Raw genomic sequence first — 13,907 nt, 5'->3', positions numbered from 1 at the left:
GCGAATCCAGAAAAACCTACGTGGTTGAGGTGATGTACGCCAGATAATAAGGTAGCCGGCCGTGGTAACACAGCTGGTGAGTTTTGGAGGCGGCCTGAAAAATCCTCCCGATGGGTGACATGACGTCGATAGTTTCGACGGGGGACCATCCCGGGGATAGTGCGGCTATTCCTTCAGCACCGTTGGTGGCAAAAACATATTCAGCGCCCGTAGTTTCTTTGATGAACTTGTGGTAGTGTTCGCGGTTCTTGAGCATGGTGGAGTCATAGCTGTCGGCGCAGAACTCCGCGGCAGAAAAGTGAGCCCTTAGAGCGGAAAGAAGCCGAGCTACAGTCTGCGCCTCAAGATACATCATCACGCCTTCGGCAATGAGCAGGGTGGGTGGTTCCTGGGGATCTTCGCTAGCCATTCTTCTGGGGAAGCAAGATCTCCCCTGAGGCACGTACGGGAGAGTGATCAACGCCGAAGCAACGAACTGGGAGCTTGCGAAGACGGCTAGCCTATCAAACCATCCTTGAAAAAGGTTTCCTATGTCGAAGCTCGATGATGGTGACCTTAGGAAGCAACAAAGGGAGAGGTGGAATGGTGACCGGGACGGCGAACGCGGAATAGCAACCCGGCTCCCACCGCTAAGACCAGCATGATCCCGATGATCCCGGCCCGATCACCCCCGCCAATAAGCGCAGCGAGGAAGAACATGGCCGGGGCAATCCAGCTGACGGCACGCCCCGTGGTGGCATAGAGCCCGAACATTTGGCCGTCATGGCCTGGAGGGGTAATCCGGGACAGGAAGGTTCTGGAGGCTGATTGGGCAGGACCCACAAAGGCGCACAGAATAAGCCCGAAGACCCAGAACATGAGGGGCCCGGTGACGAAGAAGAGAACGGCACACACCAGGATCATTGCGAGGAGAGAAACCAGGATTACAGGCTTTGGGCCGAGCTTGTCATCTAATAGCCCACCGAAGAGCGCCCCAAGAGCACTGACAACGTTAGCGGCTACGCCGAAGAGGAGAACCTCGCTAGAAGAAAGCCCGTAGACGCTGACGGCTATCACCGCGCCGAAGGTGAAAACCCCGGCTAGGCCGTCGCGGAAGATGGCTGATGACATAAGGAAGTAGATGGAATGGCGGTCAGCGTGCCACAGGTCTTGGAGATCCCGCCAGAGCCGAGCGTAGGAAGAACGGAAACCGCCTGGGGCGCTTCCTTGGGGCGGGATTTCTGGGACTCGGAACACAACCGGAAGGCCGAAAATGAAAAACCAGGCGGCGGCGGTAATAGCTACCCAACGAATATTCCAGCCGTCTTCTTTGGTGATATTGAAAAGACCCGCAACGCCGTCGTGAGAACCGCCGTTAATAAAACCTAGGAAGCAAAAAAGAAGTAATACAATTCCGCCGAAATAGCCCATGGACCAGCCGAAACCAGAAACTTTCCCGACATTATCGGGGTGTGATACTTGGCGCAACATGGCGTAGTAATTAACTTCGGCAAATTGGAAGGTGACTGAAGCTATAGCCATAATGGTGATTCCGTACCAAAACCAGCGAGAATCACTATTAGAGACCAGAACCAGCGAGGCCATTAATACCACGGTGACCAGTGACCATACGGCTACAGCTCGACGTCGGGTGCCGTGATGGTCAGTTCTTAACCCCATGACCGGGGCTACTACTGCGATGGCAACCCCGGAGATCGCCATGGCAACGCCGTACCATTGAGTGGGGGAAATACTGCCGGGGATGCCTATCCCGACTGAGTCTGTGAGGTACACCGCAAAAATAAAGGTGACGAGTACGGCGTTGAAAGCAGCTGATCCCCAGTCCCATAAACCCCAGGAGAAGATGGTGAGGCGATCAGTGCGTTGCGAGTTTTCCATGAATTGAAGCTTAGCTAAGGGAAATTTTCAGCGCAGGGAGACGGTGTTTTTAGTCTTGAGGGTCCGGGGGGATGAGTTTTAAGGCGGCTTCGGTAAGGATGGAGCGCTGTTCGGAACTGAGCGGGGTGAAGTGGACGTAGTCGTGGAGAAAAAGCCCATCGGCTATGAGTTTTACTAGGTAGGCGGCCTTTTTTGTGGCGCTGTCTTGGATAGATTCCGGGGAGGGGAGCCAGCGTTGATCTACCGCGTTCCATACGGCTGCAGCCCGAGGATTCCGGGCGGCTTCTATTTGTAGGAGTAACTCCGGCAAACTGGCTGCGGTGCTAAAGCAGATCACCGCAGCTTTGAGGCGTTGAGCCTCGGAGAGTTCGGCTACGTCACTCACCCCGGCGGTTGCTAGGAGCTCTTGTTCCCAGGCTTGAGCTAGGTGTTCGTGAATGGCCAACATGAGGTCATCACGAGAGGGGAAGTGATAAATTAAACCGGATTTAGAAAGCCCCGAGGCTTGAGCCAATGCCTCGTAGGTAACGGCATCAGGTCCGGATTCCTCAATGATCTTGACCGCCGACTCTAGAATTTTTTCCCGCTTGCTGCGTCGCATAAAAGGACTCCTTCCGGCACATAGGCTCGCTTGGGGTTAGTGCGAAAACACCATGCCGTGATGATTGCTGCGATGAGCGCCACGATAATCACGAGAGCGATGATGACAAAATAACCGGTGTCATAGGCGGCAGCGGATCGAGGGTCGCTGGCATAGGGTTCAGAAAGCTCCGGGGGAGCAAAGAGCCGGTAGAAGAGTGGAGTCAACGATCCCAGGATAGCGACAGCTAGGAGGGTGCCGAATTCATAGGAGACAGCTTCAACGGCAGAGGCCATCCCGGCTTTGGAGGGCGAAGCGGAGCCAATGATGGCGGTGGAAGATACCGACATGACTGATCCGGCTCCCAGACCCACTGCCACGAGAGCGAGAAAAAACCAGAATTGGTGATTATCTTGAAAAGCCCATAGGGCGAGCCCTAGGCCGCTAGCTAGGAGAACGAAACCACCTGAGATGAGGGGGAGAAAACCTATTCGGTGGAGGTTAGCACCGCCAAGGACGGAGGCTGGGACACAGGACAATGCCACTAGCGCTACCAGAAGACCAGCTTCCAAGGGGGTGTAGCCGCCGATGAGTTGGAACCGCTGGGTAGTAGTGAGCTCAATTCCCGAGAGGCAAAACATTGCGGCTCCGGCGGTGAGCACCCCGCCACTGAACATTCGGTTTCGGAAAATATCTAGGCTCAGCAAGGGAGTGGTGAGTTTCTTTTGGCGGCTACTAAAAGCCCAGCCCCCCAGGATGGTGGCTAGAAGGGAGACAACTATGACCCAGAGCTGACGGTGGTTGTGCGCGGTTTCTTTGATGAGCATGACGGCGCCGACCATCGCCAGCATGGCGTAGAGGGAGGATGGGAGGTCCCAGTGACGGGAGGGGTTGGCGACGTTTGCTGGGGCAATGGCGATGGTGGCAAAGAAGACCCCGATGGCGACGGGCACGTTGATGAGGAATACGGAGCCCCACCAGAAGTTCTGAAGGAGGAGTCCACCGAGGAGCGGGCCGGTTGCTGCGCCAACGGCACCGACTGATCCCCATATACCGATGGCGGTGTTGCGTTGTTGTTCATTAAGGAAGGTGATCTGGATGAGGGCTAGGGAAGCGGGCATCATGGTGGCGGCTCCGACGCCGAGGCATGCGCGGGCGGCGATGAGAAGCCAAGCGTTGCTGGCGAAGGCGGCGAAGAAGGATGCTAGGCCAAAAACCAGAACGCCGATAAGAAACATGAGGCGGTGCCCAATTCGGTCACCGAGAGTGCCGGTGCCGAGGAGGAGTCCGCACAGCACCAGGGGGTAGGCGTTAATCATCCAGAGCCCTTCGAGGGCTGTGGCGGACAGTTCGCGTTCCAGGGTGGGCAGGGCGGTGTAGAGGATGGAGTTATCGGCTCCTACCAGGAAAAGACCCACCGAAATGATGGCTAAAAATAGCCAGCGTTGGGTGTTGGTTGTGTCGGATCCCATGACCTGAAACTGTACCGAACAGTCGTTACAGTTACAAAGCGGAATCCGCCTAGTGAGAGCTACCTAACCTCCCAGTTCGGGGTGTGTTTCCGGGCACGAGGAGAGGCGAAAGGTAGCGTCGGGGCCTTAAGAGGAGCAACATAGAAGAAGATTTTTATGAAAGGAGATCGTTGTCTATGGCAAAAAACTTTGCCCAACGGCTCGTTGAGACCTTGGAAAAGCAAGGGGTTCGACGCATCTATGGCCTCGTCGGAGATTCGCTGAACCCTATTTCTGATGCTGTCCGGCACTCGCAGATTAAGTGGATCCACGTCCGCAATGAAGAAGCCGCAGCTTTCGCCGCTGGCGCGGATTCTCTGGTCACCGGTGATCTTGCTGTGTGTGCGGCCTCGTGCGGACCTGGAAACACCCACCTTATCCAGGGGCTTTATGATGCGCATCGGAATGGCGCCAAGGTGTTGGCTTTAGCTAGCCACATTCCCGGTATGCAGATTGGTTCAACCTTCTTCCAGGAAACTCATCCGGAGAAAATCTTTCAGGAGTGCTCCGGCTATTGCGAGATGGTGAATTCCGCGGATCAAGGTGACCGCGTCTTGCATCACGCCATTCAATCCACCATGGCGGGCAAAGGGGTATCTGTCTTGGTGATTCCTGGTGATGTAAGCCAGGAAGAGGTGGGAACTACTGCATTTAGTGAATCCACCATCGCCGCTGGAACCCCCACAGTATTGCCGGACCCGCGCCAAGCAGCGAGCCTGGCTAAAGCCATCAATGAAGCTCGCTCCGTCACGCTATTTTGCGGCGCTGGGGTGCGTGATGCCCGCGAGGAGGTTCTGGAGCTTGCTGAAAAAATCAAGTCTCCCATTGGGCACGCCTTGGGCGGGAAGATGTATATCCAATATGACAATCCCTTCGACGTGGGAATGTCTGGCCTGTTGGGATATGGTTCCTGCCATGAAGCCAGCAATGATGCTGACCTCCTCATTCTCTTAGGCACCGACTTTCCTTATAGCGATTTCTTACCCACGAAGAACGTCGCCCAGGTAGATATTGACGGCTCGCACATTGGGCGACGCACCACTGTGCGTTACCCGGTTATTGGTGATGTTGCTGCCACGATCAAAACTATTCTCCCGCATGTTGAGGAAAAGCAGGATCGTAGTTTCTTAGACCGGATGCTGAAGCGCCATCATGACAAGCTCAGCACCGTGGTGGAGGCCTACACCCACGATGTGGAGAAGCACACGCCCATTCACCCGGAGTTCATTGCCAATCTCATTGATGAACTAGCCAATGATGACGCAATCTTCACCGTCGATACCGGCATGTGCAATGTCTGGGGTGCACGCTACATCACCCCTAATGGTAAGCGGGAACAACTTGGTTCTTTCCGCCACGGCACCATGGCCAATGCTTTGCCGCACGCTCTTGGCGCCCAAGCCGCAGCACCGGACCGACAAGTCATCAGCTTTTCGGGTGATGGTGGCTTAAGCATGCTCATGGGTGAACTACTCACCATGAAGCTGCATCAACTACCCCTTAAATGCGTGGTCTTTAATAACTCTTCACTCGGCATGGTGAAGCTGGAAATGCTGGTGCAAGGGATTCCTGAGTTTGAAACAGACCATGAGCATGTCAACTATGCCCGCATTGCCGAGGGAGCCGGAATCAAGGCTTTCCGCATTGAAGATCCGGCCACCGCTTCGGACATTCTTCAAGAAGCCCTGGCCTACCCTGGTCCGGTGCTCGTCGATGTCGTCACTGACCCTAATGCCTTGAGTATTCCGCCGAACATCACCTTTGCTCAGCTCATGGGATTTTCGAAGGCAGCTACCCGAACGGTCTTTGGCGGTGGAGTTGGCCACATGTTCGATATGGCTACGAGTAATCTTCGTAACATTCCGCGCCCATAAGTGCCTGGAAATCCACGGATAAGATGGGTCTTTCCTGGATTTCCAGGACTTTCACAGCCTTCCCGCAGCACACGTGGATCTCGCCATGGACAATAGGGGATATGAATGCCTCGCACCATGGTTCTGTTCCTCCCGCTTCGGGCGCGTCTGCCCCAAAAACTAGGGTTTTGGTTGTTGATGATGAGCAAAATATCGTCGAACTTCTGCAAGTGAGCTTGAAGTTTCAGGGGTTCGACGTCATCACCGCGCTCGATGGGTCAGCCGCACTCCGTCTAGCTAGAGAACAGCACCCAGACGCCATCATCCTTGACGTCATGATGCCCAAGATGGATGGGTTTGATGTGTTAACCCGATTACGGGAAGAGGGGATTGACGCCCCAGTTCTTTTCCTCACCGCCAAGGACGCCGTAGAGCACCGAATCCACGGCCTAACCATCGGCGCCGATGATTATGTCACAAAACCTTTTTCCCTCGAGGAAGTCATTACCCGGTTGCGCGTGATCCTCAGACGCGGAGGAAGAGGAGGAGAAGATACCACCGAAGATGCCACTCTGAGCTATGCAGACTTGACGCTGAATGATGAAACCCACGAGGTGACGAAAGCCGGGGAGTTCGTGGAACTGTCACCGACTGAATTTAATTTGCTGCGCTATCTGATGATGAACTCCGAGGTGGTGCTCAGTAAAGCGAAAATCCTGGATAATGTTTGGCACTATGACTTCGGCGGTGACGGTAACGTCGTAGAATCCTACATTTCTTATCTTCGCCGAAAAATAGATACCGGGGATGTTCCGCTTATCCACACTGTTCGAGGTGTGGGCTACGTACTAAGGACCCCGCGCGGCTAGGGGTAGAAACTCGTGTCATGGAGTAATCGTCTACGCGCCATTCCGCTGCGAGTGTGGCTGGTGGTGCTCATGGTCGCCATCTGCGGCCTCGGGATTTTAGTGAGCTCAGCGGTGGTTAGCTCAGTGATGCGTGAGGACATTTACCAGCGAGTAGATGAGGACTTATACAATTCCGCCCACGGCTGGGCCAAAGAATCCGATATCTTTAATCAGCAACGCGGACCACAGCCGCCCTCCAACTACACCGTCATTAAGATCATGTCCGACGGCTCCTCCGTGGTGTTCAATGACGTCGGCGCGCTTCCCGATGTAAACCAACTACGCGTCGATGGGATTCCCGCCACGGTCGGCTCAACCGGAAATCCCGAATCCGCCGGACTATCTGAGGAATGGCGAGCCATTGCGCTAAAAGATCACGGGGTACTTACTATCGTGGCGCATAACCTTCAGCGAGAAAACCTCGTGCTGGATCGGATGCGCCTCTTCCAAGGGCTGGTAGGTCTTTTGGTGTTGTTGATTATTGCGGTCGTGGGCTGGTGGGCTGTGCGCTGGGCCTTACGCCCGCTGCGGGTAGTTGAGCGTACCGCCCGGGATATTAGCGTCGGGAATCTCAGCCGAAGGGTTCCTGAGTGGCCGGTCAATACTGAGGTAGGGCAATTGGCTCAGGCGCTCAATATCATGCTGAATCGGTTGCAGCACTCCTTAGAAACCACTCGCCAAAAAGAAGAACAAATGCGGAGGTTCGTGGGAGATGCCTCGCATGAGTTGCGAACACCACTGACGAGCTTGCGCGGCTACACCGAGCTTTATCGCAGCGGGGCTGCCCCTGATCCGGATTGGGCCATTGAAAAAATCGATACCGAATCCAAGCGGATGGCGTTTTTGGTGGAAGACCTGCTGTCATTAACCCGAGCGGAGGGTAATCAGCTCGAAACCAAACCAACAGATCTTCTAGAAATAGCTACATCGGTGGCCACCCAAATGCGGGACATCTACCCGAACCGGACAATTGAGGTACGCAATGATTGCCCCGGAATCCCCGCTGCTATGGGGCAGGCAGATAAATTGCGTCAAGTAGTCCTCAACTTAGTCAATAACGCTCTTATCCACGGCGGGGACAGTGCCACCGTCACCATCCGACTACGCCCAGCGGCAGATCTACCCGGCGTGGTGGAAATCCTGGTCCAAGATAATGGGCATGGCATGACTGCGGAGGACGCCGCCCACATTTTTGAGCGTTTTTACCGGGCCGATAATTCTCGGTCCCGCAACTCAGGTGGATCGGGGCTCGGCCTAGCTATTGTGCACTCGCTGGTGGAGCGTCATCACGGCACAATCAGCGTAGAAACCGCGCCTGGACACGGGGCCACCTTCACCATCCGGCTACCAGCGGCTACCGAAGAGCAACTCTTCGACGCCTAATCCACCCGGTACAGAACAGTTTTAACTGCGGCCTTGGTCATCAGTCCCTAATACACCACGAATCGCTTCCGCAGCACGATCCATCTCCGCTGGAACAGTGTCCTCCGGACTCATCGCCCGAGACAGGTCAAAACCAGACATATCATCAGCCGGGAAAATATGGATGTGGGTGTGGGGAACCTCAAACCCGGCGATAAGTGTTCCCGCCCGCTGGCACTGGAATGCTTCGACAACGGCCTGACCAATCTTTTGGGCCACCTCACACAGGTGCAGCCATTCCGACGCCGGGAGATCAGTCCACTTATCGACCTCCTTAATAGGAACAACCAGTACATGCCCGTACCGAACCGGGGCGATAGTAAGAAAAGCGGCTACTGTGTCATCCCGGTAGACAAAACGTCCGGGCAGTTCACCGGCAATGATTTTGCTAAACACGCTACTCATGGTTTTAAGGTTACCGTTGGACGCGAACTCGTTAGGATGAGATCATGCGCATTCTTGTCATTGGTTCTGGCGCCCGGGAGCACGCCATCGTGTTAGGGCTTGCAAAAGAAAACACCACCGGCACTATTCACCACATCCATGTTGCCCCCGGAAACGCCGGGATGGGAACCATCGCCACCTGCCATCCAGAAGCCGGAGCAGTCGACGATGCCCAGGCCATGCTCACCCTGGCGCAAGAGGTCCAAGCGGAACTGGTCGTCATCGGCCCAGAAGTGCCACTGGTAGCTGGGGTAGCTGATGAACTCCGCGCCGCCGGGATCCCCGTTTTTGGCCCCTCGGCGGCGGCTGCTCAGCTGGAGGGATCTAAAGCCTTTGCCAAAGAAATAATGCGCGCTGCTGGGGTAAAAACCGCCCAGTCTCGCAGTCTTGACCCCGGAGCAAGCGCCAGTGAGATTGATGAGGTCCTTGACCAATTTGGCCCCATGTGGGTGGTGAAAGATGATGGTTTAGCCGCTGGCAAAGGGGTTGTCGTTACTGAAGATCGCGATGCCGCCAAGGCCCATGCCCAGGCGGTCTTAGACGCCGGAAATCCGGTGCTGTGTGAAACATACCTTGATGGCCCAGAGGTGTCACTATTTTGCCTCGTCGACGGGGAAACCGTTGTCCCCCTATTACCTGCTCAAGATCATAAACGCGCCTATGACAACGACCAAGGACCCAACACGGGAGGGATGGGTGCCTATGCGCCTGTTCCCTGGTTGCCAGACAACGGGGTAGAGCAAATAGTCCAAGAGGTGTGCGAACCCGTCGCCAAGGAAATGGTGGCACGTGGCACCCCTTATTCTGGTCTGCTTTATGCCGGGTTAGCTTGGGGGAAAGAAGGCCCTGCCGTCGTAGAGTTCAACTGTCGATTCGGCGACCCAGAAACCCAAGCAGTTTTGGCGTTACTAAACACCCCGTTGGCTGAGGTCCTCAACGCAGTGGCCCAGTCCCGGTTAGCAGAACTACCCCCACTTCAGTGGGCGGAGGGAAGTGCCATCACCGTGGTTTTGGCTGCGCAGGGGTATCCGGCGTCACCGAAGAAAGGTGATGTGATTGATGGGCTAGATGAAGTTGCAGCTGCGGGGGACGTCGAACTTTTACATGCCGGTACGAAGCTCAATAGCGAAAATAAGTTTATTTCCGACGGTGGGCGGGTGCTTAATGTCGTGGCCCAGGCGGAAGATCTCTCCGCTGCACGAGACAAAGCCTATGAAGCTTTGACAAAGATTCACTTGGCTGGAGGGCATTATCGCAAGGATATTGCTTTAGCAGCGGTGGAAGGCCGGATCACATGCCATAATTGAGGGCGTGGCTGAGAAGAATCCGAATAACCAACAAGCTGTGGACCAACTTCAAAAGCAGAAGATCGAGAATGTTTTAGCTTCTCGTTATGCCTCCGCTGACATGACCCGCCTGTGGAGTCCGGAGGCGAAAATCCGGATGGAACGGCAACTCTGGTTGGCGGTCATGCGGGTGCAAAAAGACTTAGGAGTCGATATCCCCGCAGAAGCTATTGCTGCTTATGAGAAGGTCCTTGATGACGTCGATGTGGAATCCATTGCGGCGCGGGAAAAAATCACCCGCCATGATGTAAAAGCCCGGATTGAGGAATTCAATGACTTGGCGGGGTATGAGCACATCCACAAGGGGATGACGTCGCGGGATCTGACCGAAAACGTTGAGCAACTCCAGATCCTGAGCTCTTTGAAGTTGATCCGCGATAAGTCAGTGGCGGTGCTAGCTCGCCTCGGTGAACGCGCTGAACAGTACCGTTCCCTCGTGATGGCTGGGCGCTCCCACAATGTCGCTGCTCAAGCAACCACCCTAGGCAAGCGATTCGCTAGCGCAGCTGATGAAATGCTGATTGCCGTGTCCCGGATTGAAGAACTCATCAGCCGCTACCCCCTCCGAGGTATCAAAGGGCCGATGGGAACTTCCCAAGACATGCTCGATCTGGTGGGAGGAGAGCAAACCCACCTGGCCAGTCTGGAAAGAGCTATCGCTGACCAGCTGGGATTTAGCCGGATTCTGGATTCCGTGGGGCAGGTCTACCCACGTTCCTTGGATTTCGATGTCATCTCCGCGCTAGTTCAACTAGGAGCAGGGCCCTCTTCCTTAGCCACCACTATCCGGTTAATGGCTGGAAATGAAACCGTCACCGAAGGGTTCAAAGAAGGTCAGGTGGGGTCTTCAGCCATGCCGCATAAGATGAATGCTCGTTCATGTGAACGTGTCGGCGGAATGCAAGTGATTCTGCGCGGCTACCTCACCATGGTGGCCGATCTGTCTGGGCAGCAGTGGAATGAAGGAGACGTGTTCTGTTCGGTTATTCGCCGAGTAGCCCTGCCGGACGCATTCTTCACCCTAGACGGCATGTTCGAGACATTCCTCACAGTGCTAACAGAATTTGGTGCCTTCCCCGCCATGATTGATCGGGAACTGGAACGCTATCTACCGTTCTTAGCTACCACCCGAATTTTGATGGCGGCGGTTCGGGCCGGGGTGGGGCGGGAAACTGCCCACGAAATTATTAAAGAAAACGCTGTTGCTGTGGCCTTGAATATGCGCGAAAACGGGGCTGAGCAGGATCTTGTTGAGCGTTTGGCGGCGGATGAGCGGCTTCCACTGGGTGCTTCTGATCTTCAGGAAGCCTTAGCCGATCGCCATGCTTTTATTGGTGCTGCGGAGTCTCAAACTGACCGGGTTCTTCGGCGGATTGCGGACTTGGTGAACACCTATCCGGACGCTGCCCGCTACCAGCCTGGGGACATCCTCTAACCCCCGGCAATTGTTGTGGGGTGGGTACCCAGCTAAACTCCAAAAACATGCGTCCGGAACTATCTGACTACACCCATATTTCAGCTGGTAAAGTTCGGGAAATTTACCAGGTCGATGAGGAAACGCTCCTCATGGTCGTCAGTGACCGTATTTCCGCTTTTGATTACATCTTGGATTCAGAGATCCCAGATAAAGGGCGGATTTTGACCGCCATGAGTGTTTACTTTTTCGAAGAGATTGATTTCCCCAACCACCTGGCCGGTCCTATTGATGACCCCCGGATCCCGGAGGAGGTCCTGGGCCGAGCTTTGCTGTGTAAGAAACTCAATATGCTGCCCTTTGAGTGCGTGGCGAGGGGATACCTTACTGGTTCAGGTTTGAAAGAGTACCGGGAGCATGGAACAGTGTGCGGGATTGCCCTGCCCGACGGTCTGAAAGAAGCATCCCGTTTACCGGAACCTATTTTCACCCCGGCGACCAAGGCTGAGTTCGGTGACCACGATGAAAATGTCCCCTTTGAGGCTGTTGTTGACAAGCTTGGAGAGTCACGGGCTGAAGAACTCAAAGCAGCAACTTTGGCGATTTATTCTCAGGCTGCGGCGATGGCTGAGCAGCGAGGACTTATTTTGGCGGACACCAAGTTTGAATTTGGGGTTGAGTCCGACGGCACTTTGGTCCTCGCTGATGAAGTTCTCACTCCTGATTCTTCCCGCTACTGGCCAGCCGATAGCTATGAAGAAGGAAAGGTTCAACCTAGCTTTGATAAACAATACGTCCGTAACTGGTTGACAAGCGCCAAAGCGGATTGGGATCAAAGCCTCGGTACCCCGCCTCCGCCGCTGCCTGGATCTGTTGTGGAGGCCACCCGGGAGCGTTATATCGAAGCCTATGAACGTATCTCTGGCCGGAAATTTGCTGACTGGATTGGTAGCTGTGTGTAGGACTATCTCCTAAGGGTAGAATCCAATCATGGCTTATCATGCGGATTCCTCTCACCTGGAAGAAAAAGAAGTCCTCACTTGGGAAGGCTTTGGCCAGGCGCAGCGTGAGCTAGCGCAGATGATTGCCGATAGTGGCTATCTCCCGGACATTATTATTCCGATTGCGCGGGGAGGGCTACTCCCCGGAGGGGCGTTGAGTTATTCCCTGGGGGTGAAACTCAGCGACACGATGAACGTGGAGTTTTATACCGATGTTCATGAGACCCTCCCTGACCCGGTGCTTTTGGAACCGCTTTTAGATACCGGTTCCTTAAAGAAGCGTCGGGTTTTAGTTGTTGATGATGTTGCTGATTCCGGCCGCACCTTGGATTTGGTGCTCAATTTATTGCGCGATGACGTTAGTGAAGTTCGCAGCGCGGTGCTTTATGGGAAATCCGCGTCGGTGGTGGAACCGGATTATGTTTGGCGCCGTACCGATCAGTGGATCTGTTTCCCGTGGTCAGCAGAACCACCCGTGCAGGCACACTAACCTCTTAGCCGTCGCCGACCTTAGGTCGATTGACGTCGCTTAGCTTTATCTTTAGCGCACCGTCATTCCGTGCATGTACCCGTGTCCGGCTAAGCTGTGAGGGCAACAGTATTCGGTTGGAGAGGAAGACCCAAACGTGGCCCGAGTAGTTGTTAACGTGATGCCAAAGGCTGAAATTCTGGATCCTCAAGGGCAAGCCGTGGTCCGCGCCCTGGGACGCATTGGAGTATCTGGAGTAAGCGATGTTCGCCAAGGCAAACGCTTTGAGCTCGAGGTAGATGAGACAGTGACCACGATGCAACTGGAAAAGATCGCGGAAACCTTATTGGCGAACACCGTTATTGAGGATTTTGAGATCGTGGATGTTGAGGTGAAGTAGTGAGCGCTCGGATCGGAGTCATTACTTTCCCCGGCACACTTGATGATGTAGACGCCCAGCGTGCAGCCCGACTAGCCGGTGCAGATGTCGTTGAACTCTGGCACGCAGACGAAGACCTTCGCTCGGTTGACGCAGTCATTGTCCCCGGTGGTTTTTCCTACGGGGATTATCTGCGCAGTGGGGCAATCTCAGCTCTAGCGCCAGTCATGCGTTCAGTCATTGATCGCGCTCGCGCTGGTATGCCGGTATTGGGAATCTGCAATGGTTTTCAAATCTTAACTGAGGCTGGTTTGCTCCCTGGCGCCTTAACCCGTAACCAGGGGCTACATTTCCACTGCGTAGACACCTATCTTGAGGTAACAAATAATCACACTGCATGGACCGGAAACTACGAGGTAGGCCAGAAGATCCTGATTCCCGCCAAGCACGGGGAGGGGCGTTTCCAGGCGGCCCCGGAAACCATCGAGGAGCTGGAACAAGAAGGCCGAGTGGTGTTCCGCTACACAGATAACTTCAATGGTTCACTTCATTCCATCGCCGGGGTGTGTAGTGCGGACGGTCGAGTCGTCGGACTCATGCCTCACCCCGAGCACGCCGTGGAGGCACTAACCGGGCCTTCCTCGGATGGCTTACCCATGTTTGTGTCGGCTATTTCTGCTGTCGCATCGGCTTAGAGGGAGA

The 13,907-nt window shown here is 54.9% G+C and carries 14 protein-coding genes; 9 read left to right on the top strand and 5 right to left on the bottom strand.

Annotated features, from left to right (window positions below):
- Positions 1-16: 16 nt before the first annotated feature.
- The 4 genes from GP475_RS10330 to GP475_RS10315 form a co-directional block, all read right to left on the bottom strand.
- Positions 17-409, bottom strand: coding sequence for a hypothetical protein (locus GP475_RS10330; RefSeq protein ID WP_187974289.1), 393 nt, complete (start codon positions 407-409; stop codon positions 17-19).
- A gap of 146 nt (positions 410-555) precedes the next feature.
- Entirely contained in the window at positions 556-1,878 is a 1,323-nt protein-coding gene (locus GP475_RS10325) for an MFS transporter (RefSeq protein WP_187974288.1), read from the bottom strand.
- A gap of 49 nt (positions 1,879-1,927) precedes the next feature.
- Complete coding sequence (locus tag GP475_RS10320) at positions 1,928-2,479, bottom strand: TetR/AcrR family transcriptional regulator (protein ID WP_187974287.1); 552 nt, start codon at positions 2,477-2,479, stop codon at positions 1,928-1,930.
- On the bottom strand, positions 2,449-3,930 hold the full coding sequence (locus tag GP475_RS10315) for an MFS transporter (protein WP_187974286.1): 1,482 nt from the start codon (positions 3,928-3,930) through the stop codon (positions 2,449-2,451). The genes GP475_RS10320 and GP475_RS10315 overlap by 31 nt, the downstream gene beginning before the upstream one ends.
- Positions 3,931-4,106: 176 nt before the next feature.
- Between GP475_RS10315 and GP475_RS10310 the strand changes: the two genes are divergently transcribed.
- From GP475_RS10310 to GP475_RS10300, 3 genes are all read left to right on the top strand, one after another.
- A complete protein-coding gene (locus GP475_RS10310) occupies positions 4,107-5,843 on the top strand; it encodes a pyruvate dehydrogenase (RefSeq protein WP_187974285.1) in 1,737 nt (578 codons plus the stop codon).
- A gap of 101 nt (positions 5,844-5,944) precedes the next feature.
- On the top strand, positions 5,945-6,691 hold the full coding sequence (locus tag GP475_RS10305; RefSeq protein WP_187974284.1) for a response regulator transcription factor: 747 nt from the start codon (positions 5,945-5,947) through the stop codon (positions 6,689-6,691).
- 12 nt (positions 6,692-6,703) lie between these two features.
- The gene (locus GP475_RS10300; protein ID WP_262485181.1) at positions 6,704-8,113 is read left to right on the top strand and encodes a sensor histidine kinase; all 1,410 of its coding nucleotides are present in this window, start codon (positions 6,704-6,706) and stop codon (positions 8,111-8,113) included.
- 21 nt (positions 8,114-8,134) lie between these two features.
- On the opposite strand, the gene GP475_RS10295 is transcribed toward GP475_RS10300, so the two are convergent.
- A complete protein-coding gene (locus GP475_RS10295; RefSeq protein WP_187974283.1) occupies positions 8,135-8,557 on the bottom strand; it encodes an HIT family protein in 423 nt (140 codons plus the stop codon).
- A gap of 44 nt (positions 8,558-8,601) precedes the next feature.
- On the opposite strand from GP475_RS10295, the gene purD reads away from it, so the two are divergent.
- The 6 genes from purD (at position 8,602) to purQ (ending at position 13,900) form a co-directional block, all read left to right on the top strand.
- Positions 8,602-9,903, top strand: coding sequence for a phosphoribosylamine--glycine ligase (gene purD / locus GP475_RS10290; protein WP_187974282.1), 1,302 nt, complete (start codon positions 8,602-8,604; stop codon positions 9,901-9,903).
- Positions 9,904-9,940: 37 nt separating this feature from the next.
- Entirely contained in the window at positions 9,941-11,377 is a 1,437-nt protein-coding gene (gene purB / locus GP475_RS10285) for an adenylosuccinate lyase (RefSeq protein ID WP_187975910.1), read from the top strand.
- Between the two features lie 47 nt (positions 11,378-11,424).
- Complete coding sequence (locus GP475_RS10280) at positions 11,425-12,318, top strand: phosphoribosylaminoimidazolesuccinocarboxamide synthase (protein ID WP_187974281.1); 894 nt, start codon at positions 11,425-11,427, stop codon at positions 12,316-12,318.
- Positions 12,319-12,346: 28 nt separating this feature from the next.
- Positions 12,347-12,847 (top strand): phosphoribosyltransferase, encoded by a 501-nt coding sequence (locus GP475_RS10275; RefSeq protein WP_187974280.1) that lies wholly within the window; start codon positions 12,347-12,349, stop codon positions 12,845-12,847.
- 136 nt (positions 12,848-12,983) lie between these two features.
- Entirely contained in the window at positions 12,984-13,226 is a 243-nt protein-coding gene (purS, locus tag GP475_RS10270) for a phosphoribosylformylglycinamidine synthase subunit PurS (protein ID WP_187974279.1), read from the top strand.
- Positions 13,226-13,900, top strand: coding sequence for a phosphoribosylformylglycinamidine synthase subunit PurQ (gene purQ, locus GP475_RS10265; protein WP_187974278.1), 675 nt, complete (start codon positions 13,226-13,228; stop codon positions 13,898-13,900). The genes purS and purQ overlap by 1 nt, the downstream gene beginning before the upstream one ends.
- Positions 13,901-13,907 lie beyond the last annotated feature (7 nt).

It is taken from the genome of Corynebacterium poyangense, from assembly GCF_014522205.1.
Classification (GTDB): domain Bacteria; phylum Actinomycetota; class Actinomycetes; order Mycobacteriales; family Mycobacteriaceae; genus Corynebacterium; species Corynebacterium poyangense.
The sequence above is the reverse complement of the archived record's forward strand: the minus strand, read 5'-3'. Positions and strand labels throughout refer to the sequence as shown.

What these genes read in the sequence shown, in the direction of transcription:
- GP475_RS10305 (WP_187974284.1), top strand. Translation starts at nt 5,945, where the DNA reads ATGAATGCCTCGCACCATGGTTCTGTTCCTCCCGCTTCGGGCGCGTCT.
- GP475_RS10280 (WP_187974281.1), top strand. Translation starts at nt 11,425, where the DNA reads ATGCGTCCGGAACTATCTGACTACACCCATATTTCAGCTGGTAAAGTT.
- GP475_RS10330 (WP_187974289.1), bottom strand. Translation starts at nt 409, where the DNA reads ATGGCTAGCGAAGATCCCCAGGAACCACCCACCCTGCTCATTGCCGAA.
- GP475_RS10325 (WP_187974288.1), bottom strand. Translation starts at nt 1,878, where the DNA reads ATGGAAAACTCGCAACGCACTGATCGCCTCACCATCTTCTCCTGGGGT.
- GP475_RS10310 (WP_187974285.1), top strand. Translation starts at nt 4,107, where the DNA reads ATGGCAAAAAACTTTGCCCAACGGCTCGTTGAGACCTTGGAAAAGCAA.
- GP475_RS10320 (WP_187974287.1), bottom strand. Translation starts at nt 2,479, where the DNA reads ATGCGACGCAGCAAGCGGGAAAAAATTCTAGAGTCGGCGGTCAAGATC.
- GP475_RS10275 (WP_187974280.1), top strand. Translation starts at nt 12,347, where the DNA reads ATGGCTTATCATGCGGATTCCTCTCACCTGGAAGAAAAAGAAGTCCTC.
- GP475_RS10315 (WP_187974286.1), bottom strand. Translation starts at nt 3,930, where the DNA reads ATGGGATCCGACACAACCAACACCCAACGCTGGCTATTTTTAGCCATC.
- purD (WP_187974282.1), top strand. Translation starts at nt 8,602, where the DNA reads ATGCGCATTCTTGTCATTGGTTCTGGCGCCCGGGAGCACGCCATCGTG.
- GP475_RS10295 (WP_187974283.1), bottom strand. Translation starts at nt 8,557, where the DNA reads ATGAGTAGCGTGTTTAGCAAAATCATTGCCGGTGAACTGCCCGGACGT.